The organism is Pseudomonas sp. BF-R-26 (assembly GCF_019947395.1).
GTDB classification, from domain to species: Bacteria; Pseudomonadota; Gammaproteobacteria; order Pseudomonadales; family Pseudomonadaceae; genus Aquipseudomonas; species Aquipseudomonas farris.
Map to the genome: position 1 here is coordinate 53,041 of NZ_JAGYGK010000004.1, position 25,993 is coordinate 79,033.

At 60.5% G+C, this 25,993-nt stretch carries 24 protein-coding genes; 6 read left to right on the forward strand and 18 right to left on the reverse strand.

The window, feature by feature from the left end; genetic code table 11:
* Positions 1–12: 12 nt before the first annotated feature.
* The 7 genes from KGB18_RS06320 to KGB18_RS06350 form a co-directional block, all read right to left on the reverse strand.
* The gene (locus tag KGB18_RS06320; protein ID WP_123722979.1) at positions 13–1,665 is read right to left on the reverse strand and encodes a BatD family protein; all 1,653 of its coding nucleotides are present in this window, start codon (positions 1,663–1,665) and stop codon (positions 13–15) included.
* Positions 1,662–3,398 carry a tetratricopeptide repeat protein gene (locus KGB18_RS06325; protein WP_223569545.1) on the reverse strand — a complete coding sequence of 579 codons (1,737 nt, stop codon included), beginning with the start codon at positions 3,396–3,398 and terminating at the stop codon, positions 1,662–1,664. The genes KGB18_RS06320 and KGB18_RS06325 overlap by 4 nt, the downstream gene beginning before the upstream one ends.
* A complete protein-coding gene (locus tag KGB18_RS06330) occupies positions 3,395–4,489 on the reverse strand; it encodes a vWA domain-containing protein (protein WP_223569546.1) in 1,095 nt (364 codons plus the stop codon). Before KGB18_RS06330 ends, KGB18_RS06325 begins: the two co-directional genes overlap by 4 nt.
* A complete protein-coding gene (locus KGB18_RS06335) occupies positions 4,482–4,976 on the reverse strand; it encodes a DUF4381 domain-containing protein (RefSeq protein ID WP_007901179.1) in 495 nt (164 codons plus the stop codon). Before KGB18_RS06335 ends, KGB18_RS06330 begins: the two co-directional genes overlap by 8 nt.
* The gene (locus KGB18_RS06340; RefSeq protein ID WP_123722977.1) at positions 4,973–5,917 is read right to left on the reverse strand and encodes a DUF58 domain-containing protein; all 945 of its coding nucleotides are present in this window, start codon (positions 5,915–5,917) and stop codon (positions 4,973–4,975) included. Before KGB18_RS06340 ends, KGB18_RS06335 begins: the two co-directional genes overlap by 4 nt.
* Before the next feature lie 5 nt (positions 5,918–5,922).
* Positions 5,923–6,882: an AAA family ATPase gene (locus tag KGB18_RS06345; protein WP_007901181.1), complete on the reverse strand. Its 960-nt coding sequence runs from the start codon at positions 6,880–6,882 to the stop codon at positions 5,923–5,925.
* Positions 6,883–7,171: 289 nt separating this feature from the next.
* Complete coding sequence (locus KGB18_RS06350) at positions 7,172–7,525, reverse strand: hypothetical protein (protein ID WP_123722976.1); 354 nt, start codon at positions 7,523–7,525, stop codon at positions 7,172–7,174.
* Positions 7,526–8,027: 502 nt separating this feature from the next.
* On the opposite strand from KGB18_RS06350, the gene KGB18_RS06355 reads away from it, so the two are divergent.
* Positions 8,028–12,935, forward strand: coding sequence for an NAD-glutamate dehydrogenase (locus tag KGB18_RS06355; protein ID WP_123722975.1), 4,908 nt, complete (start codon positions 8,028–8,030; stop codon positions 12,933–12,935).
* 191 nt (positions 12,936–13,126) lie between these two features.
* On the opposite strand, the gene KGB18_RS06360 is transcribed toward KGB18_RS06355, so the two are convergent.
* From KGB18_RS06360 to KGB18_RS06370, 3 genes are all read right to left on the reverse strand, one after another.
* On the reverse strand, positions 13,127–13,546 hold the full coding sequence (locus KGB18_RS06360) for a cupin domain-containing protein (protein ID WP_123722974.1): 420 nt from the start codon (positions 13,544–13,546) through the stop codon (positions 13,127–13,129).
* A gap of 225 nt (positions 13,547–13,771) precedes the next feature.
* A complete protein-coding gene (locus KGB18_RS06365; protein WP_008010413.1) occupies positions 13,772–14,065 on the reverse strand; it encodes an antibiotic biosynthesis monooxygenase family protein in 294 nt (97 codons plus the stop codon).
* A 123-nt stretch (positions 14,066–14,188) separates the two neighbouring features.
* Positions 14,189–15,622 (reverse strand): PLP-dependent aminotransferase family protein, encoded by a 1,434-nt coding sequence (locus tag KGB18_RS06370; RefSeq protein ID WP_123722973.1) that lies wholly within the window; start codon positions 15,620–15,622, stop codon positions 14,189–14,191.
* Positions 15,623–15,827: 205 nt separating this feature from the next.
* On the opposite strand from KGB18_RS06370, the gene KGB18_RS06375 reads away from it, so the two are divergent.
* On the forward strand, positions 15,828–16,268 hold the full coding sequence (locus tag KGB18_RS06375; RefSeq protein WP_123722972.1) for a carboxymuconolactone decarboxylase family protein: 441 nt from the start codon (positions 15,828–15,830) through the stop codon (positions 16,266–16,268).
* A 169-nt stretch (positions 16,269–16,437) separates the two neighbouring features.
* Positions 16,438–17,418: a LysR family transcriptional regulator gene (locus KGB18_RS06380; RefSeq protein WP_123722971.1), complete on the forward strand. Its 981-nt coding sequence runs from the start codon at positions 16,438–16,440 to the stop codon at positions 17,416–17,418.
* Between the two features lie 126 nt (positions 17,419–17,544).
* On the opposite strand, the gene KGB18_RS06385 is transcribed toward KGB18_RS06380, so the two are convergent.
* The 6 genes from KGB18_RS06385 to KGB18_RS06410 form a co-directional block, all read right to left on the reverse strand.
* Positions 17,545–17,691 (reverse strand): hypothetical protein, encoded by a 147-nt coding sequence (locus KGB18_RS06385; RefSeq protein ID WP_187326501.1) that lies wholly within the window; start codon positions 17,689–17,691, stop codon positions 17,545–17,547.
* 182 nt (positions 17,692–17,873) lie between these two features.
* Positions 17,874–18,629 carry a metal-dependent hydrolase gene (locus tag KGB18_RS06390; RefSeq protein ID WP_223569547.1) on the reverse strand — a complete coding sequence of 252 codons (756 nt, stop codon included), beginning with the start codon at positions 18,627–18,629 and terminating at the stop codon, positions 17,874–17,876.
* A 3-nt stretch (positions 18,630–18,632) separates the two neighbouring features.
* A complete protein-coding gene (locus tag KGB18_RS06395; RefSeq protein ID WP_223569548.1) occupies positions 18,633–19,616 on the reverse strand; it encodes a fatty acid desaturase family protein in 984 nt (327 codons plus the stop codon).
* 3 nt (positions 19,617–19,619) lie between these two features.
* Positions 19,620–20,453 (reverse strand): fatty acid desaturase family protein, encoded by an 834-nt coding sequence (locus KGB18_RS06400; RefSeq protein WP_201060317.1) that lies wholly within the window; start codon positions 20,451–20,453, stop codon positions 19,620–19,622.
* Positions 20,454–20,538: 85 nt separating this feature from the next.
* Positions 20,539–21,876, reverse strand: a complete 1,338-nt coding sequence (locus tag KGB18_RS06405; RefSeq protein ID WP_223569549.1) for an MFS transporter — start codon at positions 21,874–21,876, stop codon at positions 20,539–20,541.
* A complete protein-coding gene (locus tag KGB18_RS06410) occupies positions 21,813–22,607 on the reverse strand; it encodes a hypothetical protein (protein ID WP_223569550.1) in 795 nt (264 codons plus the stop codon). The genes KGB18_RS06405 and KGB18_RS06410 overlap by 64 nt, the downstream gene beginning before the upstream one ends.
* 329 nt (positions 22,608–22,936) lie before the next feature.
* Here KGB18_RS06410 and KGB18_RS06415 point away from each other — a divergent pair, with 329 nt between their 5' ends.
* A complete protein-coding gene (locus tag KGB18_RS06415; protein WP_201060320.1) occupies positions 22,937–23,452 on the forward strand; it encodes a GNAT family N-acetyltransferase in 516 nt (171 codons plus the stop codon).
* A 126-nt stretch (positions 23,453–23,578) separates the two neighbouring features.
* On the opposite strand, the gene KGB18_RS06420 is transcribed toward KGB18_RS06415, so the two are convergent.
* On the reverse strand, positions 23,579–24,271 hold the full coding sequence (locus tag KGB18_RS06420) for an aspartate/glutamate racemase family protein (protein ID WP_201060321.1): 693 nt from the start codon (positions 24,269–24,271) through the stop codon (positions 23,579–23,581).
* Between the two features lie 93 nt (positions 24,272–24,364).
* Here KGB18_RS06420 and KGB18_RS06425 point away from each other — a divergent pair, with 93 nt between their 5' ends.
* Positions 24,365–25,141, forward strand: a complete 777-nt coding sequence (locus KGB18_RS06425) for a helix-turn-helix domain-containing protein (protein WP_223569551.1) — start codon at positions 24,365–24,367, stop codon at positions 25,139–25,141.
* A gap of 70 nt (positions 25,142–25,211) precedes the next feature.
* Positions 25,212–25,706 (forward strand): hypothetical protein, encoded by a 495-nt coding sequence (locus tag KGB18_RS06430; protein WP_123359653.1) that lies wholly within the window; start codon positions 25,212–25,214, stop codon positions 25,704–25,706.
* Positions 25,707–25,761: 55 nt separating this feature from the next.
* Here the strand turns inward: KGB18_RS06430 and KGB18_RS06435 are convergent, their stop codons facing one another.
* Positions 25,762–25,983: a hypothetical protein gene (locus tag KGB18_RS06435; protein WP_050681889.1), complete on the reverse strand. Its 222-nt coding sequence runs from the start codon at positions 25,981–25,983 to the stop codon at positions 25,762–25,764.
* Between the last annotated feature and the right edge of the window lie 10 nt (positions 25,984–25,993).

The window sequence follows — 25,993 nt, forward strand, 5'->3', positions numbered from 1 at the left end:
GATCTTTTGATTCTATTTCGGATAAAGCGGCGGCAACCCGGTATCGCCGACCAGATCCTGAACCCCTTCGGCCGTCGGGATTGCACGAATCGCGCGCCAGAGATCTTCGCCCTGCCAGTACTGGCCGGTTTCGCTGTACAGCGCGCCATTCAGGCCGTCCAGCGCATCGGACAGCGGCACAAAACGCGCCGCCATGTCGGCCAGGGTTTCCGGTTGTTGCCGGGCCCAGGCGTCGAGGGCCTGGCGGGTGGCGTGAGTGTCGTTGGCCTGACAGGAGCGCTTGAGGTCGTCGAGCAAGGTGCGTGGGCTCGGGCCGGTCTGCGCCGCTCGCAGGATCGCCGGTTGCCAGCGAGCGCGCCACCAGAGGCCGAAGCCCAGCAGGGTGGTGCAGGCCAGAATCACAGTGCTGAGTTTCCACCACCAGAGGGCTTCGTTGCTGGCACCGGACATCGCCTGCGGGCTGCCCGCCGGTGTATCGACGATCAGGCTTGGATTGCTCGCCACTTGTAGCGTGCGGGCCGGCAGGCTGCTGTGTTCCAGGTGATCCTCGAAGGTGTTCCACCAGACCACTTCAACGCTCGGCAAATCAATGTTGCCGGTACGGGTCGGCACCAGGGCTTCACGGTCCTCGCGACTGCCGATCAAGCCGCGCTCGCTGCTCTGGTTGCCCAGCACCGGTTGATCCGGATAGCGCCGCAGGCCGTTGATTTCGGTGGCGGGCAACGGTGGCAATTGCGAACTGGCGAGGCCTTCGGCGTTCAGGGTCAGGCTGCGGGTCAGCGAGTCGCCGACCTGCAAATGATCCGGTTCCGGGCTCCAGCTTTCGCTCAGGCTCAGGCTGCGGGCTGGCAGCCAGGGCACATCGGCCGGATACGTGGCGGGTTTGGCCTTGACCGTCAGCGGGATCTCGGCGGATCTGACGCGCATCTGCTTGCCCGGTTTCGGCCCTTGAGGTGTTGCGTCCTGGGACGGCCGGGTATCGACCGGCGTGGCACTGAACATCTGCGCCGGAATGGTCAATTCACCGCTGTGTTGCGGGTAGATCGCGTAGCGCATTTCGATCACGCCATGGCGCAATCCGTTGATGACTTTTTCGTAGGTGCGCGACTCGCCCAGCTGTTCGATGCGCGCATCGGGAATCTGCAAGGGGGTCAGGCTGCTGTCGTCGTACAGCGACACCGAATGGTAGATGCGCAAGGTCAGGATCGCCTGAGCCTGCACATAGACGCTGCTCTGGTCGAGACTGGCCTCGATGAACACTGGCTCCAGTGTATTGCTGCTGTCCTGGGTTTCGCTCTCGATCACCTGCACGGTAATCGGCTGGCTCTGGACGTCGCCCAGTTGCAGCGATGGAATCACCACGCTGCCGTTTTGCCGGGGCAGCAGGGTGATGATCCAGCGGGTGGTCGCCTGAGTGTCGCCGTTGAGGGTGTTCAGTTGGTTGACCTGGCGGGTGCCGCGCACTTCGAACAGCGGTTCCAGCGGGGTCAGGTCGGGCTTGCCGAACTGGGTCACGTCGCTGGTTTCCAGGGTCAGTTCGACCGTCTCGCCGGAATTCAGGCGGCTGCGATCGACGCTGGCGACCAGCTCCGCAGCCTGGGCCTGAACGGTGCAGAGCAACAGGGCGGGCAACAATGCGAGCAAGAAGGCGGTGAAGCGGGTCATCGAGTTTTTTCCTGATCCTGATGTTGTTGCTGTTCGTACCAGAATTTGCGTCTGAGCAGTTCGCCGGGATCATCCGGGATCTTGCGCAGCCATTGCTCCAGCGCCTGGCGCTGTTCGCCTTCGATCATGTCGCTGGCCGGGTGCCGTGGTGGCGTGGTGCTTTGCTCATCGCCCAACTCGCTGCCCGGGACTTCATTGGCACCCGGTTGCGGTGGCGTCGTGGGGGGCTGCTCGGCGTCCGGGGTGGTTTGCTCGGCGTCGGCTTTCGGCTCGCCATTGCTGGGTTGGGTGGCGCTGCCTGGCGGTGGTTCCTGGGTGATGGTTTCGGTTTTGCCATCGGCGGTTTTGTCCGGCTCGACGGGCGGCGCTGAGGTTTTCTGTTTGAGCAGGCTTTCCACCAGCGCCTTGTTGGTCAGGGCCGGACGCAGATCCGGTTGACGTTCAAGTGCTTGATCGTAAGCATCCAGTGCCGCTTCCAGCTCACCGCTTTTGGCCAGGGCGTTACCCCGATTGTAGTGGGCGTGGGCGTCGGTGCCTTGGGCAAACCGCTGGGCGGCGCCACTGTAGTCGCCGGCTTCATAGAGCGCCACACCCCGCCACTGCGGATCTTCGAAATGCTGCGCGGCCTCGGCCGGGCGCTTTTGTTTGAGCAAGTGCAGGCCCTGCTGATCGGGACGCAGCCACAAGTCTTCGAAGTCGAAGGCGTAACTCGGTTGTGGCAACAGGAACAGCAGTGGCAGGCAGAACAGCCAACCCCGGCGCCCGGCACAGGCGGCCAGTAATAACAGCGGCAGCAGCAGCCAGTAACCCTGATCGGCCCAGGTGTCGAGGCGCAATGTCTGGCCGTCGTTGCGCAGATCCCGTGGCCCGTCGAACAGGCCAAGGCCACGCAGGTCGGCATCGTCCAGTCGCGCCTGGCGATAACGTCCGCCCAGGCCGTTGGCAAAGGCTTTCAGGCTGGGGCCGTCCAGACGGGGCACCAGAATTGCGCCCAGGTCATCCTTGAGGAAACTGCCGTCGTCCTGCGCGACCGGCGCCCCTTCGGCGGTGCCGATACCGAGCATCAGAAATTGCGTGGACTTGTCGTCCAGCGCCTGACGAATCCTTTGGCGTTCCTGTTCCGTCAGCGACGAACCGATCAGCAGGATCCGACCTTGGCCGAGGGCGCCCTGATCCAGCAGCGCAAGGGCCTTGGCCACCGCCAGATCGGCACGATGACCGGCTTGGGGCATCAGCGACGGCTTGAGTGCATCCAGCAGGTTGCGACTGGTCGACAGATCATCCGACAGCGGCACCAAGGTGTGGGCACTGCCGGCGTAGACAATGATCGCTGTCTGCGCGTCGCTGCGATTTTGTAGCAGATCGAACAGTTTGCGCCGGGCTTGTTCCAGCCTGTTCGGCGCAACATCGGTGGCGAGCATTTCCGGGGTCAGCTCAAGCAACACCACCAGCGGGTCGGCGGGTTTCTGGCTGGTTTGTTCGACGCGCTGCCAGCTCGGCCCGAGCAGGGCCAGCACGGTCAGCACCCAGGCCAGGCCCAGGGCGACCCATGGCAGTTTGCTTTCGCGACCGCTGCCACCACTGAGCAACGCGGCATGAAAGGCCGGCGGCAGAATCATTTGCCAGCGGCCGGCGCGTTTCTGCCGGTGCCAGAGTTGCCAGAGCAGCCAACCCAGTAACGGCAACAACAGCAGCCACCAGGGACGGAACCAGTGCGGCCAGAGCGCAATCATCGGCGCCTCCGCAGACGCAGGCGTTTGAGTCGCTGACGCCAGTCGGGCAGTTGCGTTTGTAGAAACCGCTCTTTGGTAAACAGCTCCTTGCTAAACAGCCGTTGCAACGGGTTATCAGGCCAGCGCTCGCGGATCACCAGCAGCATGCTTAACAGTAGCGCCATCGCCAAAGGCCAGTGATACAACGCTTGGGCCGGACGGGCCTGAGTGGGTTGCTGGGTCACCGGTTCCAGTTTGTCGAGGGTGCGCTTGATCGCCTGCAATTCCTCGCCGTCGTGGGCGCGGAAGTATTGGCCACCGGTGGCTTGGGCGATGGCTTTCAAGGCCGGTTCGTCGAGGTCCAGGCTCGGGTTGATTCCCAGGAATCCCAGGGTGCCGCTTTGTTCCGGGTCGGCGCCGATACCGATCGGGTAGATTTTCACGCCTTCTGTGGCCGCTAGGCGTGCGGCGGTCAGCGGGTCGATCTCGCCGCCGTTGTTGGCGCCATCGGTGACCAGAATCAGCACGCGGCTTTGTGCCGGGCGTTGGCGCAGGCGTTTGAGGGCCAGGCCGATGGCATCGCCGATGGCGGTGTTCTTGCCGGCGATGCCGATCCGCGCTTCGTCGAGCCAAATGCGCACGGTGTGCCGGTCGAAGGTCAGTGGCGCTTGCAGATAGGCCTGGCTGCCGAACAGGATCAACCCGACCCGATCGCCGTCACGACTTTCGAGAAAATCACCGAGCAAATGCTGCACCAGTGACAGTCGGCTGACCTCTTCGTCCTGCCATTGCATGTCGGGGAAGTCCATGGAGCCGGACACGTCCACCGCCACCAATAGATCGCGGCCACTGGCGGCAACCGGCAGAGGTTCGCCGAGCCATTGCGGGCGCGCGGCGGCGATCAGCAATAACAGCCACAGCAAAATGAACGGTGCTTGCTGACGCCACGCTGGCAGATTCGCCCGGGCACGGCGGCGAGCGAGGCCTTCGAGGTCGCTGAGGAAGCTGACTTTGAGCGCCGGTTCGCCACTGTCGGCGACCGGCAGCAGCACCCGCATCAGCCACGGCAGTGGCAGCAGGGCGAAGATCCACGGCCAGGCGAACTCAAACATGTTTGCGAATCCAGGTGTCGACGGCTTGAGTCAGGCCGGCGATGGCCTTGTCGTCGAGTTTGCATTCGGGTTTGTAGGCGCCTTCCACCAGCACCATCCAGCGTGTAAGGCCGGCGGCCGGGCAGCGGTTATCAAGGAACGCCAGCCATTTGCGTCCGTTAAGGGTGTGGCTCTGGCTGTAGGGGTAATGGTTGCGGCACAGGCGTTTGAGCAAGCCATTGAGTTGCTGCAGCCAGGCACCGGCCGGGGCGCCGTCGTAGGGCTTGGGCATCCGGGCGAGTTCGGCCAGCGCCGCGAGACGCACCGGGTCCAGCGGTTGTTCGGCGCGGACGATAGGGCGCTTGTTCGGAATGAAACGGCGCAACTGCCACAGGCCGAAACCGATCAATGGCAGCAATAACAGCAGCAGCCACCAGCCCGGCGCCGGGGGCCAGAAGCCGATCGGTGGCGGGGAAATCAGCGGTTGCAGTTGATCGAGGCTGCTCATCGACCTTTCCCCGGACGCTGCGGGTTCAGGTATTCGCGCAGTTGCTCGACCATTTCGCTTTGGGTGCTCAAAGGCATCAGCAATACCCGCAACTTCTGCGCCAGCAGCTCCCAGCGGGCGATACGCGCTTCCGCTTGCGCGCGATAGGCCTGGCGCAAGTCGAAATTCAATGTGTCGAGTTCCAGCTGCGCCCCCCGTTCCGCGAAACGTAAAAGCCCGGCAGCGGGCAGGGCGTGATCCAGCGGATCGGACACGGGCAGCAGCAACAGGTCGCAATGACGTGACAACAGGCTCAACTGCTGCTCGGCACCGTCGGACAAGGCGCGTTCATCGCAGATCACGATCACCAGGCTGCCGGGGCGCAATACTTCCCGGGCGCGACGCAGGGCAATGCCGAAGGCGTCGCGGTCCGGCTCGCGTTCGGTGTGCAGCGACTGATTGACCCGCACCAGTCGGTTGAGCAGTTGCAGCAGGCTCTGTTTGCTGCGTCGCGGCTTTATCTCGTAGTGCTCATCGTCGCCGAACACCAGCCCGCCGACCCGGTCGTTATGGCCCAAAGCGGCCCAGCCAATCAGGCTCGCTGCCTGGGCGGCAAGCACTGATTTGAACATCAGCCCCGAGCCGAAAAACAGCCGGCGGCTTTGTTCGACCATGATGAAAATTGGTCGCTCGCGTTCTTCGTGGAACAGCTTGGTGTGGGGTTCCTGAGTCCGTGCGGTGACGCGCCAGTCGATGCTGCGCACGTCATCACCGGCCTGATAGACCCGCACCTGATCGAAGTCCACCCCGCGCCCGCGCAGTTTTGAGTGGTGCAGGCCGATCAGCGGGCTGCGCTGGCTCGGTGTGGAAAACAGCTGCACTTCACGCACGCGATGGCGCATCTCGATCAGCTCGGCGAGGCTGACACGGATGCCCGGCTCGGGCGGCAGGAGGGCGTTCATCGGGGTCAAGCGACGGCTACGACGTCGAGAATCCGCTGGACCACCCGGTCCTGGTCGATGCCAGCGGCTTCGGCTTCAAAGGAAAGAATGATGCGGTGGCGCAACACATCGAACAGCACCGCCTGAATGTCTTCCGGGCTGACGAAGTCGCGACCGGCGAGCCAGGCGTGGGCCCGGGCGCAACGGTCCAGGGCAATGGAGCCCCGCGGGCTGGCGCCGTAGGCGATCCATTCGGCCATTTCCGGGTCGAACTTGGCCGGCGTGCGTGTGGCCATGACCAGTTGCACCAGGTATTCCTCCACGGCGTCGGCCATGTACAACCCGAGGATTTCCTTGCGCGCGGCGAAGATCGCCTGCTGGCTGACCCGGCGCTCGGGCTTGGTTTCGCCGTGCAGCGCTTCACCGCGAGCCTGTTGCAGAATCCGGCGCTCGACGGCGGCGTCAGGGAAGCCGATTTTTACGTGCATCAGGAAACGGTCGAGCTGGGCTTCGGGCAGCGGGTAGGTGCCTTCCTGCTCGATGGGGTTTTGCGTGGCCATGACCAAAAACAGCGGCGACAGGTCGTAGGTGCTGCGCCCGACGCTGACCTGGCGTTCGCCCATGGCTTCGAGCAGGGCCGACTGGACCTTGGCCGGGGCACGGTTGATTTCGTCCGCCAGCACCAGATTGTGGAAAATCGGGCCTTGCTGGAACACGAAGCTGCCGGTTTCCGGGCGATAGATTTCCGTGCCGGTGATGTCGGCCGGTAGCAGGTCGGGGGTGAACTGGATGCGATGGAACTGTGCTTCGATGCCTTCGGCGAGCTCTTTGATGGCCTTGGTCTTGGCCAGCCCCGGGGCGCCCTCGACCAGCATGTGGCCGTCGGCGAGCAAGGCGATGAGCAAGCGCTCGATGAGTTTTTCCTGGCCGAGAATCTGCGTTGAAAGAAAGGTTCGCAGCGCGAGCAGCGCTTCACGATGTTCCATCGATGACTGTTCCTGGAAAGGGTGACCGAAGACGTTCGAATAACGCCAGGGCTGGGGGCGTTACTTTAATCCATCGCAGGGTGCGGCGACTAACGGCATTTTGTGCAAAGTGCGGGAATTGATGGGTGAAATTGTTGGAAATTTGTAGGGTGGGCCGGGCGGTGGCTGTTCTGGCCTCATCGCGGGCAAGCCCGGCTCCCACAAGTTTCAGCGGTGTGCTTGCAATCTTTGCAACGCATCAGGCCCTGTGGGAGCGGGCTTGCCCGCGATAAGGTCCGCCCGAACACCATCAGAGCTGGCTGATGTAAGTGCCGGTACCTTTAAGAATGTTCCGCAAGGTTTCTTCCACTTCCGCCAGATCCTGCGCATCGGTGCTATGCAGAATTTCCAGCGAATCTTCGCCATCGAGCACATCGACGTCCGCGGCGGCGATTTCGATCAGCAGGCGGTCAGGGCTGAGGGTGACTTTCACACCGTTGAGGGCCGAAGGCTTGTCGTGGAAGATGATCTCCAGCTCATCCTCGTCCGGAAAACGGCTCATCAGGAACATTTCGCCCTCGACGCTGTTGCAGCAGAGCATGGCCAAGTTGTCTTCTTCTTCGTCGCACGGGTTGACGATCAAGAGGTCAGTTGTCATTTGCATGGGAAAATCCTGGCTCGGCGAGCGTGGTGAACGTAACAAAAGGCAATTCTGCCAGCCCCGGGGAATTTCTGCTCGCCTGAGTGTCAGAAGATGTGTCGTGAACATTCTGGGTGTTACTGGTCATTTTTGGCACGCATGTACCGTAAAACCGGGCATAAAGCGCCCGTTTTGCTGCGCGGCTGCTAGTGTTGTTCGAGGCACATGCCGCGAGTTACGTGCCGATGACCGAATATGTCGCAGCGCTGCAAGCACGGCCCTTGCCGCACTCGTTAAGCTGCGCAACGGATGAGCACCCGTAAAGGCATTGCCTGTTGCCTCGGCAGTCGTTTTTGCAGATGCCCATTCAATGGAAGGTGAATGTGACCTGAGTGTCTCGTCCAGCTTCACCCACCTGTCATCCTGTTTCCTCTGCCCGAGAATCAGGAACAGGGTGACGGATTGCCCCGAAAGGGGTTTGCACGCGACGCTTCCATCAATAACAAGCCCAAGCGGAGTACCACAGATGGCGTTCTTCACCGCAGCCAGCAAAGCCGACTTCCAGCACCAACTGCAAGCGGCACTGGCGCAGCACATCAGTGAACAGGCACTGCCACAAGTGGCGCTGTTCGCCGAACAATTCTTCGGCATTATTTCCCTGGACGAACTGACCCAGCGTCGGCTGTCCGATCTCGCCGGCTGCACCCTTTCTGCGTGGCGCCTGCTTGAGCGCTTCGATCACGCGCATCCGCAAGTGCGCGTCTACAACCCTGATTACGAACGCCACGGCTGGCAGTCGACCCACACCGCGGTCGAAGTGCTGCACCACGACCTGCCGTTTCTGGTGGACTCGGTGCGCACCGAGCTGAACCGTCGCGGCTACAGCATCCATACCCTGCAAACCACTGTGCTGAGCGTGCGTCGCGGCAGCAAGGGCGAGCTGTTGGAGATCCTGCCGAAAGGCACCCAGGGCGAAGGCATTCTGCAAGAATCGCTGATGTACCTGGAAATCGACCGTTGCGCCAACACGGCCGAACTGAACGTCCTGACCAAAGAGCTGGAGCAGGTTCTCGGTGAAGTCCGCGTCGCGGTCGCCGATTTCGAACCGATGAAAGCCAAGGTCCAGGAGCTGATCGAAGGCATCGACAACAGCCAGTTCATCATCAACGCCGACGAAAAGTCCGAAATCAAGAGCTTCCTGGAATGGCTGGTGGGCAACCACTTCACCTTCCTGGGCTACGAAGAATTCGTGGTGGGCGAGGATCAGAACGGCGGTCACATCGAATATGACCAGAACTCGTTCCTCGGCCTGACCAAACTGCTGCGCGCCGGCCTGACCGTCGATGATCTGCGCATCGAAGACTACGCCGTGAACTACCTGCGTGAACCGACGCCGCTGTCGTTCGCCAAGGCTGCACACCCAAGCCGTGTCCACCGTCCGGCGTACCCTGATTACGTATCGATCCGTCAGATCGATGCCAATGGCAAAGTCGTTAAAGAATGCCGCTTCATGGGCCTGTACACCTCGTCGGTGTATGGCGAAAGCGTGCGGGTCATTCCGTACATCCGTCGCAAGGTCGAGATCATCGAACAGCGTTCGGGCTTCCAGGCCAAGGCTCACTTGGGCAAGGAATTGGCCCAAGTGCTTGAAGTGTTGCCGCGCGACGACTTGTTCCAGACCCCGGTGGACGAGCTGTTCACCACCGTGATGTCGATCGTGCAGATCCAGGAACGCAACAAGATCCGCGTGTTCCTGCGCAAAGACCCGTACGGCCGTTTCTGCTACTGCCTGGCCTATGTGCCGCGCGACATCTACTCCACCGAAGTGCGTCAGAAGATCCAGCAAGTGCTGATGGATCGCCTGAAAGCCTCGGACTGCGAGTTCTGGACTTTCTTCTCCGAGTCCGTGCTGGCCCGTGTGCAACTGATTCTGCGCGTCGATCCGAAGAACCGTCTGGATATCGATCCACTGCTGCTGGAAAAAGAAGTGGTGCAGGCCTGCCGCAGCTGGCAGGACGATTACGCCAGCCTGACAGTTGAAAGTTTCGGCGAGGCTAGCGGCACCAACGTGCTGGCCGACTTCCCGAAAGGCTTCCCGGCCGGTTACCGCGAGCGTTTCGCAGCCCACTCGGCTGTGGTCGACATGCAGCACCTGCTGAGCCTGAGCGAAAAAAATCCGCTGGTCATGAGCTTCTATCAGCCGCTGGCTCAGGTCTCCGGTCAGCGCATGTTGCACTGCAAGCTGTATCACGCCGATACGCCGCTGGCGTTGTCCGACGTGTTGCCGATCCTGGAAAACCTCGGCCTTCGCGTGCTGGGTGAGTTCCCGTATCGCCTGCGTCACAACAATGGCCGCGAATTCTGGATTCACGATTTCGCGTTCACCGCCGCCGAAGGCCTGGAACTCGACATCCAGCAACTCAACGACACCTTGCAGGACGCTTTCGTCCACATCGTGCGTGGCGATGCCGAGAACGATGCGTTCAACCGCCTGGTGCTGACTGCCGGCCTGCCATGGCGCGATGTGGCGCTGCTGCGTGCCTACGCCCGTTACATGAAGCAGATCCGTCTGGGCTTCGACCTGGGTTACATCGCCAGCACCCTGAACAACCACACCGACATCGCTCGCGAGTTGACCCGGTTGTTCAAGACCCGTTTCTACCTGGCGCGCAAGCTGACCAGCGACGATCTGGAAGACAAGCAGCAACGCCTGGAACACGCGATTCTGGCAGCACTGGACGATGTTCAGGTGCTGAACGAAGACCGCATCCTGCGTCGTTACCTGGACCTGATCAAAGCGACCCTGCGGACCAACTTCTACCAGACCGATGCCAACGGTCAGAACAAGTCCTACTTCAGCTTCAAGTTCAACCCGCACCAGATTCCAGAGCTGCCGAAGCCGGTACCGAAGTTCGAAATCTTCGTTTACTCGCCTCGCGTTGAAGGCGTGCACCTGCGCTTTGGCAACGTTGCTCGCGGTGGTCTGCGCTGGTCCGACCGTGAAGAAGACTTCCGCACCGAAGTCCTGGGCCTGGTAAAAGCCCAGCAAGTGAAGAACTCGGTCATCGTACCGGTGGGTGCGAAGGGCGGCTTCCTGCCGCGTCGCCTGCCACTGGGCGGCAGCCGTGACGAGATCGCGGCCGAGGGCATCGCCTGCTACCGCATCTTCATCTCGGGCCTGTTGGACATCACCGACAACCTGAAAGACGGCGCGCTGGTACCGCCGGCCAACGTCGTGCGTCATGACGACGATGACCCGTACCTGGTAGTGGCGGCGGACAAAGGCACTGCGACCTTCTCCGACATCGCCAACGGCATCGCCATCGACTACGGCTTCTGGCTCGGCGACGCCTTTGCGTCCGGCGGCTCGGCTGGTTACGACCACAAGAAAATGGGCATTACCGCCAAGGGCGCGTGGGTCGGTGTACAACGCCACTTCCGCGAGCGTGGCATCAATGTTCAGGAAGACAGCATCACTGTGGTAGGCGTCGGCGACATGGCCGGTGACGTATTCGGCAACGGCTTGCTGATGTCCGAAAAGCTGCAACTGGTCGCTGCCTTCAACCACCTGCACATCTTCATCGACCCGAACCCGGAGCCTGCCAACAGCTTCGCCGAGCGTCAGCGTCTGTTCGATCTGCCGCGTTCGGCCTGGTCGGACTACGACACCAGCATCATGTCCGAAGGCGGCGGGATCTTCTCGCGCAGCGCAAAAAGCATCGCGATTTCCCCGCAGATGAAAGAGCGCTTCGACATTCAGGCTGACAAGCTGACCCCGACCGAACTGCTGAATGCCTTGCTCAAGGCACCGGTAGACCTGTTGTGGAACGGCGGTATCGGTACCTACGTGAAAGCCAGCACCGAAAGCCACGCCGATGTCGGCGACAAGGCCAACGATGCACTGCGCGTGAACGGCAACGAGCTGCGCTGCAAAGTCGTGGGCGAGGGCGGTAACCTCGGTATGACTCAGCTGGGTCGTGTCGAATTCGGCCTCAATGGCGGCGGTTCCAACACCGACTTCATCGACAACGCCGGTGGTGTGGACTGCTCCGACCACGAAGTGAACATCAAGATCCTGCTGAACGAAGTGGTACACGCCGGTGACATGACCGACAAGCAACGTAACCAGTTGCTGGCGAGCATGACCGACGAAGTCGGCAACCTGGTGCTGGGCAACAACTACAAGCAGACCCAGGCATTGTCCTTGGCGGCGCGTCGTGCCTTGCCGCGGATCGCCGAATACAAGCGTCTGATGAACGATCTGGAAGGCCGCGGCAAGCTGGATCGCGCCATCGAGTTCCTGCCGGCTGAAGAGGCGATCAACGAGCGCGTCGCGGCGGGCCATGGCCTGACCCGTGCCGAGCTGTCGGTTCTGATCTCCTACAGCAAGATCGACCTCAAGGAAGCGTTGCTCAACTCCTTGGTGCCGGACGACGACTACCTGACCCGCGACATGGAAACCGCTTTCCCGCCGACGCTGGTGAGCAAGTTCTCCGCTGCCATGCGCCGTCACCGCCTGAAGCGCGAAATCGTCAGCACCCAGATCGCCAACGATCTGGTAAACCACATGGGTATCACCTTCGTTCAACGACTCAAAGAGTCGACCGGCATGAGCCCGGCGAACGTGGCCGGTGCTTATGTGATCGTGCGCGACATCTTCCATCTCCCGCATTGGTTCCGTCAGATCGAAGCCCTGGATTATCAGGTATCGGCCGACGTACAACTTGAGCTGATGGACGAGTTGATGCGTCTGGGCCGCCGTGCTACGCGCTGGTTCCTGCGCAGCCGTCGCAACGAGCAGAACGCTGCCCGTGACGTCGCGCACTTCGGTCCGCACCTGGCGGCGTTGGGCCTCAAGCTCGACGAACTGCTGGAAGGCCCGACCCGCGAAGGCTGGCAGACCCGCTACCAGGCTTACGTCGCTGCTGGCGTGCCTGAGTTGCTGGCGCGCATGGTTGCAGGCACCACTCACCTGTACACCTTGCTGCCGATCATCGAGGCTTCGGACGTGACCGGCCAGAACGCAGCGGACGTGGCCAAGGCCTACTTCGCCGTGGGCAGCGCGCTGGACATCACCTGGTACCTGCAACAGATCAGCGCTCTGCCGGTTGAAAACAACTGGCAGGCCCTGGCCCGTGAAGCGTTCCGTGATGACGTCGATTGGCAACAACGTGCGATCACCATCTCCGTCCTGCAACAGGGCGACGGCACCCAGGACGTGGAAACACGCCTGGCGCTGTGGATGGAAGAGCACGAAGGCATGATCGAACGCTGGCGCGCCATGCTGGTGGAAATCCGTGCTGCTAGCGGCACTGACTACGCCATGTACGCGGTGGCCAACCGCGAACTGCTGGACCTGGCGTTGAGCGGTCAAGCGGTGGTGCCTACCACTGCCAATATGACTGCCAGCGCCGAGCTGGAGCCGGCTGCCTGATAGGCGTTGAATGAAAAAGCCCCGTCTCGAAAGAGATGGGGCTTTTTTTTGTCTGAAGGTTTTGTGGTGGCTGGTCGGGCCTCTTCGCGGGCAAGCCTCGCTCCCACAGTGGATCGCATGCTTCTGGAACAACCCGGTCACCTGTGGGAGCGGGCTTGCCCGCGATGAGGCCATCAGCATCACCTCCGCGATCAGTTCTCCAAAGGAATCAACACTTTCTCATCCGGAGCCAACACCATGAACACCAACAACTTGGCGGGTTGGGTGGCACTGGCGTTCTTCGAGACCAGATGTTCCGACCCGGCCGGTTCGTACCAGAACTCACCGGCCTTGTAGGTGATCGCTTTTTCACCTTTGACTTGCGAAATGATCTCCCCCGAAAGCACATAGGCCATGGCTGTGCCTTGGTGTTTATGGGCGATGGACGATTGGCCCGGCTGGTAATCGACTTCGATCATCAAGGCTTTTTTACCGGGTGCGTTTTTCAGCATCTGGTCCTGCAGGACGGTGACTTTTTCTGAAGGGGGGGCGGTGTCGTGGGCAAATGCCGGGGCTGAAACGCTCAGCGTCAGGGCGGCGAAAGGGGCAGCAAAAAAACGAAGCGCATTCATCGTTGATTACCTGAGGTGGTGAGTCGTCAGCGACCACAGTAAGCCGCGCTATCGGGCAATCAAACGGCCAATTTTCGGGAAGGTGAGGGGACCAATCAAGCAGGTCAAAATCAAAAGATCGCAGCCTTCGGCAGCTCCTACACTGAATCGCGTACACCCTTGAAACATCGGGCGGACGCAAATTCTGTAGGAGCTGCCGAAGGCTGCGATCTTTTGATCTTGTTTTTAAACGATCGGAAAGCTGTTGAAGTCGACGGCATTGGCCAGGCGGCTGTCGATCAGGCCGATAAAGCCTTGCACTTCGGGGCAGTTGAAATGCGATTGCATGGCCGCTTCCGATTGCCAGCGAGCGCTGACTGTCCAGCGGGTGTCGTCCTCGGGGCAGCGGTCGACCATATAGGAGTCACAGCCCGGAAGTTCGCGCAGGGTGTCGACAATCTTTTGCAGTTGCTTACCCAGTTCGTCCGAGCGGCCGGCGGCGGCCTGCACCTTTACGGTGTTGATCACTTCGTTGGACATTGCTCACACTCCTGAATCAGGCCGGACGAATCCTGCTCATTGAGGGATAACGCCCAATCAGGATAGGCCTGCACCCCCAGACCGCCAATAGCCAATCGCCAGATAAAGCCGCAGACCAATCCCTCAGTCGAGCTGCTGCAAAATGTCCCTTAACCGGTCCAGGGCGATGTCGATGTCCAGGGTTTCGATCGCGCCGAACCCCAGGAAAAGCCCGGTCCGCGGCGCTTGCTGGTAAAAAAAGCTGTCCAGTGCATAGAGCCCCACTTCGACTTTTTTTGCCAATTCGATCACCAATGGAATATCCACCGGCACCTTACACAGCACCGCCATGTGGAACCCGGCCGTGGTCGGCACGGCCTCAAACCACGGCGAAAGGTCACCCGCCATGCGTGCCAGGATCCGTTCACGGCGCCCGGCGTAAATCGTATGGCAGCGCCGGATGTGCTTGAGCAGACAGCCCTCGGCGATGAACTTGGCGAGCGCCCATTGGGGCAGGGTAGATGTGTGCAAATCGGTGAGCTGCTTGGCGCGGATCACCGCTTCGAGAATCGCTGGTGGCAAAATCGCGTAACCCAGCCGCAACTCCGGCAACAAGGTCTTCGAGAAAGTGCCGACGTAGGCGACGATACCGCGCTCATCCAGGCTTTGCAGCGAGTCGGTGGGCCGGCCTTCGTAGCGGAATTCGCTGTCGTAATCGTCTTCAATAATGATCGCCCCCAGCTCATAGGCTCTTGCGAGCAGGGCTTCCCGGCGGGGCTGGCTCATGGGCATGCCCAAAGGGAACTGGTGGGACGGGGTGACGTAAATCAGCCGGGTGCCATCCGGAATGTGCTCGACCTGAATGCCTTGCGCATCCACCGGCACGCCAACCACCGTCGCGCCATGGCTCCCGAACAACAGGCGCGCCGGCGGGTAGCCGGGGTCTTCCATGGCGACGAGGCTGCCCGGTTGGGTCAGGACCCGGGAAATCAGGTCCAGCGCCTGTTGCGCGCCATTGCACACCACCACGTCTTCGTCCTGACAATTGACCCCGCGCGAAAACGCAATGTGCCGTGCGATGGCATTGCGCAGCGCCGGCAGGCCTTCGGGCAGGCTATAGAAACCTTTGGAACCGGCAATCTGGCGCAAGGCATGGGAGGTGCAGCGGCGCCAATCGTCCTGCGGAAACTGGCCCTTGCTGGTGGCGCCACCGATGAACTCGTAACGCAACGAGCCTTCCAGCGTCGGGTGGCGCAAGAATGTCGGCAGGCTGCGCCAGCGTTCGATGACATCAAAGCTCGCCAGCTCCGAGTGGCTCTGCTTGCGAACGGTTTTCGCCGGCCGGGCATTGACGTAAGTGCCTTTGCCGATCACGCCGGTGAGGAAGTTCTCGTAGGTCAGTTGCGCATACGTGTCGGAAATGGTCTTGCGCGAGATCCCCAGTTGTTCGGCCAGCAAGCGGCTGGGCGGCAGCTGCGTCCCGACTGTCAGGCGACCGGACTCGATGGCGTCGCGCAGTTGCCGGTACAACTGGCCTGCCAGGTCCTTGCGGCCGTTGATGACAACATGAAGTTCCATACCGGCGGGGCTCCTGGGGCGGTTGAGGCGACTGTGCGTCGCGCCAGATTACCCGCATGAACGGCTGCGCAGAAGTTGCGTGGGCGAAAAACCTGCGATTGGCCTGCTGCCGGGCGGTCCATGGTTTTTTCGACGAATTGGGTCTGTAACACGGGTGCATCGGCGGCTAGTGTGGAGGCACTGATTCGATCCATGAGGTCGCCCCATGAACGCCCGTCTTGATTACTACAGCGCATCGCCCAAAGCGATGAAAGCCATGATCGCCCTGGAGGCCTTGACCCGCGACCTGAGCATCGAACCGGCCTTGTTGCACCTGATCAAAATCCGCGCCTCGCAGCTCAATGGCTGCGCCTTCTGCACCGACATGCACTCGGTGGACGCGCGCCGCTTCGGCGAGAGCGATCGCCGGCTGTATGCGATTGTGGTCTGGCGCGACAGCAACTTCTTCAACCCTCGGGAGCGGGCGGCCCTGGCCTGGACCGAAGCGGTGACCCTGCTCTCGGAAAGCCATGTGCCGGATGACATTTACGCTCAGGCTCGGGAGCAGTTCAGCGAAGGCGAACTGGTCGATCTGACGATGGCCGTCAGCACCATCAACAGCTGGAATCGCCTGGCGGTGAGCTTTCGGCAAACGCCCAGCGGTTGATTCAAGCGCAAACCCTGTAGGAGCTGCCTTCGCGGGCAAGTCGGATCGCCGCACCGCTCGCTCGTGCAGGCATTAGGCAGTTGATTCAATTTTTGCCCGGTTGTCACATCAGGTTCATGAACGGTCAGCAGGATAAAACGCTCAAGGACAGATCGACAGGGAGTCATCAATGTCATTCATGGAATCCACCGGGCGTCAGGGTGTGGCCGAGTACCGCGGGCCCGTAAAACAACGTGAATCCTTGCACACGCTGGCGGCCAGAATCGATCCGGTGCTGGTGCAGTCTTTCCGGGTCAGTGCCCGTTGCGGCTGTTTCACGCAAGCGGCCCGCAGCCTCAACATCAAGTCGACCCAGTTGCGTAAACAATTGGCGCAACTTGAGGCGCAATTGCAGTGTTCGCTGTTCAGCCATTCGGGCAATGGCTTTGCCCTCAGTCGTGACGGCTTGCAGTTTCAGGCGCAGTTGATTGCCTTGGCCCATGAACGCAAGTTGCCAGTGATCGAACAGCCCTTGATTCGTCTGGCCGTGGCCGAATCAATCCTGCACCACATCCTCGGCCGTGATCTGGTCTCGCTGCTGCGGCGCAACGCCAGTGTGCGCCTGGACATCATCTCCCTGGACAGCGAACTGTCCCTGCGAGCGATCAGTGCCGATGTGGTGGTGTGGCTGGCAGGTACCGATTCGCCGTTGCCGGGCCCCAGTTTCGCCATCAGCGAGCCCCAGCGTCTGGCACGGCTGGACTATCTGCCGCACATCGCCAAACGGTATTCACGGGTCACGGCGCGGCCGGACAGCCTGGGTGACCTGGCCGATTTCATGCTGGTGCAATGGCAGCACGACCGTCAGGTCACCGCTTTCGGCCCATGGAACAGTCTGGTGGAGCAGCGTCTGGCGGGAGTGGTGCAACTGCATTCCTATGAGCTGATGCTGGAGATGATCCGTTGCAGCGCCTGCATCGGTTTGTTGCCGCACTACATGAGCCAATTCGACCGGGGGCTGGTGGCATTGCCCGGGCTCTTCAAGCAACCGATGCAGCGTCAGGTGTGGATGGCGGTCAATGCCGACTCCCGGAACGAGTCCGAGGTGCAGGGGATCGTCGAACTGATCCACAACACCTTCAACGAGCGGCGAGAGTGGTTTGAAGGGTAACCACTGTTCAAATGTGGGAGCGGGCTTGCTCGCGAAGGGGCCATCACATTCGACACCAATGTCGACGGTACAGGTCGCCCTCACGAGCACGCCCGTCCCTACACTCTGCGTGGAACATGGGAACGATCAATTTTTTTGGCTATCCCCTTGGAGATCGGCCGGTGTGGCGGTGAAGGCAGGCGCCGCATGACTGTGCACTGTCTGAGCACCGACACCACAACTTGCGAAAAGCGCCATCAGGCTGAATGCTGCGGCGCGAAGCAAACCTTTCATAGAGTTTTCCTCATTTTCCGAAGGTGACATTCAGTCCGGCCAATAACGTCGCTTCTCAAGTCAAAGTCCAGGTGGCGGCGCACGACTCCGGTGCTGGATAGTCGATGGGTATGCTTTTCACTCTAGCAGGTGGTTGTCACGTCAACCGTCTAGCCACGCCGCTCTTTTATCGAGCTGACCCCTTAGCTTTTTTTCAGTGGAAGAAAGTAGGCGGCCCATCTGATTGCCATCAACGCCAGATTGGCGCCATCGCGCAACAGCAAGCCGCCCGCGGCACGCCGTACTTCCTTAGAGCTGACGCGGCCGCGGGCGATGTCGAGGCGGGAAAAACTGTGCATGTGGCGAATGACATCGAACGCCATGAGCCCCGATGCTGCCAGGAAAAAGAAAATCCGCTGCCAATAGGGTATGCCCAGCGACCGCACCAGGTCCGTGGTGACGTGCTGGTGCGCCACCTCTTCAGCGCAATGCCATCGCCACAGGCGGGTCTGTGGTGACTCCTTGACCGAGAGCAAGCCGTTCTTACGCAAGGCGGCAGCGGACATAACGGCCGTCACGTGCTCGAACGCGGCAGCCAATGCCAATTGCGCATTGAGTGACAATTTCGACTGAAGAGCCTCGAGATCTTTTTCGATCATGTGCTCGAACTTCTTGACTTCAAACCCCTGGGTTTCCAGTTGCTGGTTGTACAACCTGTGCGCTCGTTGGTGGGCACGTTCCTCGGCCACGAAGTTGCGCGAATGTTCGGCAAGAGCCGACGTTTGCTGTAATCGCAACGCAGATGACTCCACCACCGAAATCACGAATTGCTCACCCGCAGGAAGCAGTACCGAACAGGCATCGAACAGATAGGTCTTGATCGATGTGTCGTTCCAGAATGGATTGAAGATAGTGGCCTCGCTGCTATTGTCGGACAGAGGCTGCTTTAGGTAATCCATGAGTCAATGCCTTGCAAATAGAGTGGGAGTACCGGTGGCAGCGATCTCGCGGATCAACCCTGAGAAATAGCCATAGGTGATTTGCGCCTGCCGGGCATGCGCCTCGTCTTTCGCGAGCACCTCATGCACCTGCCTAAGGCGAAAGCACGGCACGGCAGGATACAGGTGGTGTTCGGCATGAAAGCCGACGCCGTGGGGGGCGATCAACAAGCGTTCCCACCAGGTTGCAATCACCGTTCGGGATGCTCCAGGACCGGGGTTGGGCATGGCGAAGTGTTCTGCCACGTCGCGGAAATACAGCAAGGCCATCAACACGGTAAACAGTGGCAGGAGCCAGTACACCAAGACCGCCAACCAGAGGTGGAGCCAGGTGAAAACCACCGCGCAAAAAACGGCGAAAATCCATTGCCTATACCGCGTGGAAGGCGGGCATTGCGACGCCATTTTTGAAGTCACCAGGGCCGTTTTCAACTCATGGATGCCGTACAGCCCAGCGCAGTGTTTCAGCAACAGGATGGCAATGTTGAACGGAGATTTCGGAAACGTGAATCGGTCCTGTCCCATGCATGAAACCCAGTTGGGATCGCGGTCGGTCGCGGTATGCAGGTGGTGGGCGGTGTGGTCGCGACGAAACCCGAAAATGGTGATGGTGAATGGGATTGCCGTCAGGAAATCGCCAAGCGTGTCGTTGAGTACAGGGCGAGTCCGGCTGAACTGCCGGTGTGAAAACTCATGCATCAGGATGAGCAATGCATGCTGTCTTGTGCCGATGAACACAACGTCCAACACCGAGGCCCAAATCGTGCCGGCGTACATGGCCAGGCCTGCCGCACACAGGATAAGCACCCACTCGAAAACCGTGGCGACGAGTAACCGCAATGGGGCGGGTTTGCCCCACGCCAACAGCTGGGCGCGCTCCACAGTGCGGATGGGGTGTTGGGTCTCGGCAGTCTTTGTGTGTCGTGGTTCGATAGTTGCATTTGTCATGGCTTACTTCCAGAGTCGGGGACCGAGTCGCATCCAGGTCGCAAAGAAGGTGAGCAGGTCCGTCACGCCGCCGGGCATGCTTTTGGCCAGAGCCATCGATTGAGCGTGCGCATGGAACCAGCGGGTCGCCGGCGCGTGGTGATGAATGCGGTGCAGCGAGCGATGCAGAATGAGCCAGGACAGAGGCCTTGGCAGGTATAAATCCGTCGTGATGTCAGCGGGCGCGCGGCGCGAGCCTTGAGCCGAGATCGGTACGCCATAGTGCTCGGCCTGGGTCAACCAGAAATCCAGCCAGGCAAAAATGCAATACGGAAGCAAGTAGGCGCATACGATTTGTCGAGGCACCTCATGGATGCCCAAAGCCAGCGCTGCAACGAAAATGGCGAGAAAGGCATTGTTCCAGCGCCAGCGCCAGAGCGAATGAGGAGGTGTGTAGCGCCGGGAAAAAAAATTGATGGAAACGGCAACCCACAGTTGCTCAACGGCGCCAAACAGGCTGATCAGGCGTGTTCGCCATGTCTGTTGGTACAGCAACCCTTCGGGATCATCGGCCTGGCACGTTTTGCGATGGTGTTCGAGGTGAAAGCAGCGGTAGCCCACGAAGTTGACGCCGAAAATGGCAGCCGTGAACACACCCATTGCATCGTTCAGACGCGTGCCAACGAGGAACTGGCGATGCACACATTGATGTTTGGCCTCCTGAACTCCGATCATCAGGATCGCCTGAAGCACTATCAGCGGAGCAACGGCCAGCCATCCGAACGCCTCGTGCGCAGCCAGCCAGACAATCGCCACCGTATTCAAGACGCACAGGGCCATGAACAGATAGCTGGGCATGTTGGAGCGCAATGAATGAAAGGCTGCCAAGCCGGTATCTACATGACGGGCAGACCTCGTGGCACTGTTCAAAGGCTCTATTCGCTTAAACATCCGACAGCCTCCCAAGGCCCGAGCCAACGTAAAAAAACACCACCGTCGTCAATAGCAGCACACCGGATGCTACGAACACGGCTTCGATGGATACGAATTGCAAAACCCAGCCTGAAATCGCTGCCGAGATCGGCGCAAGTCCGGCAAACACCAGCATGAACAGGCTCATGCCGCGACCGAGCAATGCAGGCGGTAATGCTCGCTGCAGCCAGGTGTACGCCATGACCTGTACAAAGCCGCCGAAGATACCAATGGCGAACAGCAGTGCCACGCCTTGCCAGAGGGCGTATACCCATCCCAGCGGCATCAGCAGCAAGGCGATGACGGCATCCACTGCGAGCAGGGTGGTGCCTGAATTGATAATCCGCAGTTTCGGGTGGGCAGTGAACATCAGCATGCCGAGCAAGGTCCCCGCGCCTTGGGCACCGAATAGCCAGCCCAGGGCTTGCGCCTCGGGCGTGAAACGTATGTGAACCAGTAGCGGCACGGCGATCTGTACCGGTCCGGTCATGAACAGCGTCATGGCCGCCAAGTAGAGCAGATACGTGCGCAGCTGCCGATTCTGAAAGAAATAGCGCAGGCCTTCTGCCGAGGCCATGGGGCCGGAATCAGGGGAAGTCGCTCTGCGGATACGCAGAGTGCACAGCCCTAGCGCGGACACGGCAAAGGTCAGCGCATCGAGCGCAAATGCGATGGCATAGCCATCCAGTGCGCCGTTTGCGTCTGACCGCACACCGGAGGGCGAAAGAGCGCTGGCGATTAGCGCACCGGCGGCGACCGGGCCTAGTGCCATGGTCACCTGTCTCAGCGCAAGTAAAACGCCGTTGGCCTGCTCCAGATCGCGCGGGCTCACGATGCCCGGCACCAGCGCACTGCCCGCCGGTAAAGTGAGCGCGCTGAACAGTCCTAACAATGCGGCGCATCCATAGATCACGGGCAACGTGGCATGGCCTTGAAAAACCGCCCAGGACAAGCCGCATAGCGCCATTGCACTTGAACAGCAGCCGAACATCCACACCGAGCGGGCGCCAAAACGGTCGACCAGCGAGCCGCCAGCCAACAGGAACAAGGCGCGCGGCAATGCAAGCGCGGCAAAAGCCCAGCCGAGCGCCATCGGGTCTGGCGTTATCGCCATGACCAGCAGAGGAAAGGCGACGAGGGTGAACTGGTCTCCCATCATGGACGCCGCAGCGCAGGTCAGCAGCCGCCAAAAACGTCTGTCGCGCGCGAGGGGACGTGCTGCGCTTTCTGCTGTCAGGGAAGCGTTCACAAGCACACGAAGAACAGTTTTTTCATACGCTGCAGCCAAGGCAGCGGAACTCTCTTCCATATAAAGGAAAGGCCGGAGAGTGGCACTTTACCTACGATCAGCACGCCGACATCCAGCGAAGGCTCATGCGGGAAATAGTTGTCGTTGATGGCGACGATCTTGCGAAAGCCTTTTTTGAAGTAATACCGCAGTTGCGGATCCAGCGGCAGGCCCTTGCGTTCACCTCGCACATACTGCGCTACCGGAATATCAGGATTCTGCGAGATCCAACTACGAAGACCCGGGACCGGTGAGCCAAGATAGACGTCTGACCATCCTGCCTTCAGCGCATGGGGCCAAAAGAACTCGAAAATCGCTTGCGCCGCTTTCGGATCAACACTACTCAGGCTGATGCCAAACAGCACGCCGGTTTTTGCTGATTCATCGCCGTTCTGTTTTCTTGCACAGTCTGCCCATGTCGGGCACTTGCGTATGGTGTCGTGCCGGGTAGGTTTCATGAACAACGACGCCAGCGCAGTCCCCGTGCGAGTGCAAAAAGCGCCGATACTCAATGCAGGGAAAGAGGCGATCCGTGACGCCAGCATGGAGGCCTCGGCGCGCTGATCGCTTTCCCACTTCCTTTGCTCAAGTTCAAGCACCGAGGGGATGTCAGCTGGCGTTAGAAATCGAACGTTGATCTCAACATCGTTAGTGGGGCAGTAAGCCCCCACTTCATTTCTGCCAGCGTAACGATCAGGGACCTTTGCAATCCCGTTTTTCAAGGCAGCTTCCATCTCGGCAACAGGCAACATTACGTATTCGGCTCACAGATTGAAGGGGCGGGAAATCAATCTGCGTTACTGTATTGCGCTTGTGTGAACGTCTGATGATGGGGCCGCAATGACTGACCCCGCTCATTTGTGGCGAGGGGGCTTGCCCCCGTTGGGCTGCGCAGCAGCCCCAAAATCATTCAACCCGGTTGTATCTGATAAATCGCATTTGCCGGGTTTACGACTGCTACGCAGCCGAACGGGGGCAAGCCCCCTCGCCACAGGTGTATACACCTTCAATTGTTATCGCCACGCAGAGGGCGTGCGGTTTAGAGTGATCGGCCACACACCGATCAAGGACGAACACCGCCATGCCTGACCACGACCCCGCCATTCACCTCGAACGCTTCAACGAATCCCACATCGAGGGCATCACCGCGCTCTACAACGACCCGGCCGTGGCCCGACAGGTGCTGCAAATGCCGTTTCAATCCACCGAGGTCTGGCGCCAACGCCTGATGGCGGACAACGAGCGGGCGGTGAAACTGGTGGCGCTGCACCAGGGATCGGTCATCGGCAATATTGGCCTTGAGCAGTTTTCGCGGATCCGCCGCAGCCACGCCGGCAGCCTCGGCATGGGCGTCGCCGTGGCTTGGCAGGGCAAGGGCGTCGGCTCGAAACTGCTGGCAGCAGCGCTGGACGTCGCCGACAACTGGATGAACCTGCAACGGGTCGAACTCTCGGTGTACGCCGACAACGAAGCGGCCATCGGTCTGTACCAGAAATTCGGTTTCGAGACCGAAGGCCTGTTTCGCGATTACGCCGTGCGTGACGGCCGGCTGGTCGATACCCTGAGCATGGCGCGCCTGCGTCGCGCCAGTAAGTGAAGAAATGGGAGCGACGAAAGTCCTGTAGGAGCGAGGCTTGCCCGCGAAGAACGATGACGCGTAATACCTGAAAAACCGCAGTGCATTCTTCGCGGGCAAGCCTCGCTCCTACAGGTTCTGCGCGAGTCAGTCACCCAACGCGAACGCCACCGCCGCCTGCGCATGCAGTTCGGTGGTGTCGAGCAAGGGCAGGGCGCTGTGCTCGGGTTTGATCAGCAGGCCGATTTCGGTACAGCCGAGGATGATCGCTTGGGCGCCACGCTCGGTCAGCGATTCGATCACCCGTTGATAGGCCTGGCGTGAGGCTTCGCTGATCACCCCGACGCACAACTCGTCATAGATGATCCGGTGCACGGCCTGGCGCTCCTCGGCCTCCGGCACTAGCACCGTCAGGCCTTTGGCCGTCAGACGCTCCTTGAGAAAGTCCTGCTCCATGGTGAACGCAGTCCCCAGCAAACCCACCCGCATCGCACCGGCGTCCAGTGCCGCTTGACCGGCCGGATCGGCAATGTGCAAGAACGGAATATCGATCGCTGCCTGAATCTTCCCGGCCACCTTGTGCATGGTGTTGGTACACAGCACCACGCACTCGGCGCCACCCGCCTGCAGACGCTGGGCCGCATCCACCAGAATCGCCGCTGCATCGTCCCAGCGCCCGGCATGCTGGGCCTGTTCGACAGGGCCGAAGTCGACGCTGTACATCAACAGTTTCGCCGAGCGCAACGGCCCGAGGCGATCGCGTACCTGCTGGTTGATGAGACGGTAATACTCGGCGCTGGACTCCCAGCTCATGCCGCCGATAAGGCCGATGGTGCGCATGTCGTGCTCCTGTCAATGACAGACCCTTGCGAGAGCGGTCTTTATTCGAGAGTATCCCGTGGGTCTTCATGGCGATCTATCAGGAAATTTCACATGCCCAGTGTGCTGAGCCAGGGCCTTCCGGGGGGCAAAATCTGTCTGCAACTCTTGCCTCGTGCGGCGTACAGCGCGCGCGATCCGGTACAGTCGCAAACTCTCGGGGTGACGCTGGAACGTCAGCAAGGCGTGCATGCGATCGATTCTGACCGACGGACAGATTTTGATACCTTTGCGGGTGTATTGGCTTACACGCCGATCGGCGTAGAGGTGTTTTCCGAATCAGCCACTGGTGGTGAGTATCTGCTGATGCGGCTGGACGAGCAGTTTGCCAGTGAACAGTTACCCTCCGTCGCCCATCGCCTGCAGTCTTGCGGCAATCGACGGGCGCTGGCCCTGGCGCAAGAAGTACGGCGTCAGTTGCTTGCCACGCAACCCGATTTGCTGGCGCTTGAGCAATGTGCCGTGGCCCTGGTTGGCGTAGCGAATTCGAAAGCCGATACCACGCAGCGAGCCGCGCCCCGGGCCTTCGCCCGCGTCATGGAGCAGATCGCCGAGCAGTTCCAGCAACCTCTGACGCTGGAACAACTGGCCGCCACCTATGGGCAAAACGAGCTGCGCTTTCTGCGCGATTTCACCCAGGCTGTCGGCCTGACACCCCACGCTTACCTCATTGAAATGCGTCTTCAGGCGGCACGAAGGATGATCGAGCGTACTGATCTGTCTTTGGCCTGTATCGCTCTGGATGCCGGTTTCGCCCATCAGTCGCATATGGGCAGTGCCTTTCGCAAACACCTGGGCATGACCCCTCGCCAATACCGTTCACGCTTTTAGTCGTACGCCTGTGGCGCGCATCTGCCATGCTCAAAGTCCGCAGCAACGCTTCAACCAAAGGAACACCGCAATGGACGATGTACAGCAACTGGGCGAGATGCTTCGCCACTATGCAGATAGCGAAGCGCACAAGAAGCAACTGTTTGAGTCGCAATCGGCCGTGTGGGCGACGCGCATTGGTGAGTTGTTCGATCAGATCCAGCAGTGGCTTGCACCGGTCCTGACGCCGAATCTGCTGGAAGTGAGCCGTGAGGCGTATGTCGCGTCCGGGCCGAGCGTGCCGCTCGAGACGTCGACATTCAAGACCGAGAAACTGTCCATTGTGATCGCCGGTAAACCGGTGGAGTTTGTGCCGGACGTGATGGGCGCGGGTGGGCAGATTTCCCTCGCAGTGATGGGCTTGACCGCCGCGCGTTATGGCAGCATTTCGCTGGTGTGCCTGCCGCCCTCCAGCAGTTGGCAGTGGCGCAAGACCAATGGCTTGAAAGACCCGGACACCTTTGCCTTCGATGCGAATTTCCTGGCGCAGCAGCTGCAGAGCCTGATTCCCCGCGAGCGCGGCTGAATTCTCTGAGCATGATCGTTCCCACGCAGAGCGTGGGAACGATCATGGTGCTGCATTAAATTTCGAGGTTGCCCCAACCCGGCTTCACTTCTTCCGGTGCTACAGCGTTCACCTTCTTGCCCGTCGCCAACTCCACCCGCCGCGCCACTTCGGGGTCATCTGCAAACGGAATCAGGCTGGCATCGTCCAGGCTCTCGGCCGTCTGGTGTTTCAGGCAGTACTCGACCGCTAACCAAAGCCCCAAAACACCCAATAGATTCAACCCCATCTCGATCATGTCCGGCTCC

Bases quoted from the DNA above. Each gene is read 5' to 3' on its own strand.
- KGB18_RS06395 (WP_223569548.1), bottom strand. From the start codon at position 19,616: ATGACAAATGCAACTATCGAACCACGACACACAAAGACTGCCGAGACC.
- KGB18_RS06430 (WP_123359653.1), top strand. From the start codon at position 25,212: ATGGACGATGTACAGCAACTGGGCGAGATGCTTCGCCACTATGCAGAT.
- KGB18_RS06325 (WP_223569545.1), bottom strand. From the start codon at position 3,398: ATGATTGCGCTCTGGCCGCACTGGTTCCGTCCCTGGTGGCTGCTGTTG.
- KGB18_RS06415 (WP_201060320.1), top strand. From the start codon at position 22,937: ATGCCTGACCACGACCCCGCCATTCACCTCGAACGCTTCAACGAATCC.
- KGB18_RS06350 (WP_123722976.1), bottom strand. From the start codon at position 7,525: ATGCAAATGACAACTGACCTCTTGATCGTCAACCCGTGCGACGAAGAA.
- KGB18_RS06320 (WP_123722979.1), bottom strand. From the start codon at position 1,665: ATGACCCGCTTCACCGCCTTCTTGCTCGCATTGTTGCCCGCCCTGTTG.
- KGB18_RS06335 (WP_007901179.1), bottom strand. From the start codon at position 4,976: ATGAGCAGCCTCGATCAACTGCAACCGCTGATTTCCCCGCCACCGATC.
- KGB18_RS06355 (WP_123722975.1), top strand. From the start codon at position 8,028: ATGGCGTTCTTCACCGCAGCCAGCAAAGCCGACTTCCAGCACCAACTG.
- KGB18_RS06380 (WP_123722971.1), top strand. From the start codon at position 16,438: ATGTCATTCATGGAATCCACCGGGCGTCAGGGTGTGGCCGAGTACCGC.
- KGB18_RS06410 (WP_223569550.1), bottom strand. From the start codon at position 22,607: ATGTTGCCTGTTGCCGAGATGGAAGCTGCCTTGAAAAACGGGATTGCA.
- KGB18_RS06345 (WP_007901181.1), bottom strand. From the start codon at position 6,882: ATGGAACATCGTGAAGCGCTGCTCGCGCTGCGAACCTTTCTTTCAACG.
- KGB18_RS06340 (WP_123722977.1), bottom strand. From the start codon at position 5,917: ATGAACGCCCTCCTGCCGCCCGAGCCGGGCATCCGTGTCAGCCTCGCC.
- KGB18_RS06420 (WP_201060321.1), bottom strand. From the start codon at position 24,271: ATGCGCACCATCGGCCTTATCGGCGGCATGAGCTGGGAGTCCAGCGCC.
- KGB18_RS06405 (WP_223569549.1), bottom strand. From the start codon at position 21,876: ATGGAAGAGAGTTCCGCTGCCTTGGCTGCAGCGTATGAAAAAACTGTT.
- KGB18_RS06390 (WP_223569547.1), bottom strand. From the start codon at position 18,629: ATGGATTACCTAAAGCAGCCTCTGTCCGACAATAGCAGCGAGGCCACT.
- KGB18_RS06360 (WP_123722974.1), bottom strand. From the start codon at position 13,546: ATGAATGCGCTTCGTTTTTTTGCTGCCCCTTTCGCCGCCCTGACGCTG.
- KGB18_RS06330 (WP_223569546.1), bottom strand. From the start codon at position 4,489: ATGTTTGAGTTCGCCTGGCCGTGGATCTTCGCCCTGCTGCCACTGCCG.
- KGB18_RS06400 (WP_201060317.1), bottom strand. From the start codon at position 20,453: ATGCCCAGCTATCTGTTCATGGCCCTGTGCGTCTTGAATACGGTGGCG.
- KGB18_RS06365 (WP_008010413.1), bottom strand. From the start codon at position 14,065: ATGTCCAACGAAGTGATCAACACCGTAAAGGTGCAGGCCGCCGCCGGC.
- KGB18_RS06370 (WP_123722973.1), bottom strand. From the start codon at position 15,622: ATGGAACTTCATGTTGTCATCAACGGCCGCAAGGACCTGGCAGGCCAG.
- KGB18_RS06375 (WP_123722972.1), top strand. From the start codon at position 15,828: ATGAACGCCCGTCTTGATTACTACAGCGCATCGCCCAAAGCGATGAAA.
- KGB18_RS06425 (WP_223569551.1), top strand. From the start codon at position 24,365: ATGCCCAGTGTGCTGAGCCAGGGCCTTCCGGGGGGCAAAATCTGTCTG.
- KGB18_RS06385 (WP_187326501.1), bottom strand. From the start codon at position 17,691: ATGAAAGGTTTGCTTCGCGCCGCAGCATTCAGCCTGATGGCGCTTTTC.
- KGB18_RS06435 (WP_050681889.1), bottom strand. From the start codon at position 25,983: ATGATCGAGATGGGGTTGAATCTATTGGGTGTTTTGGGGCTTTGGTTA.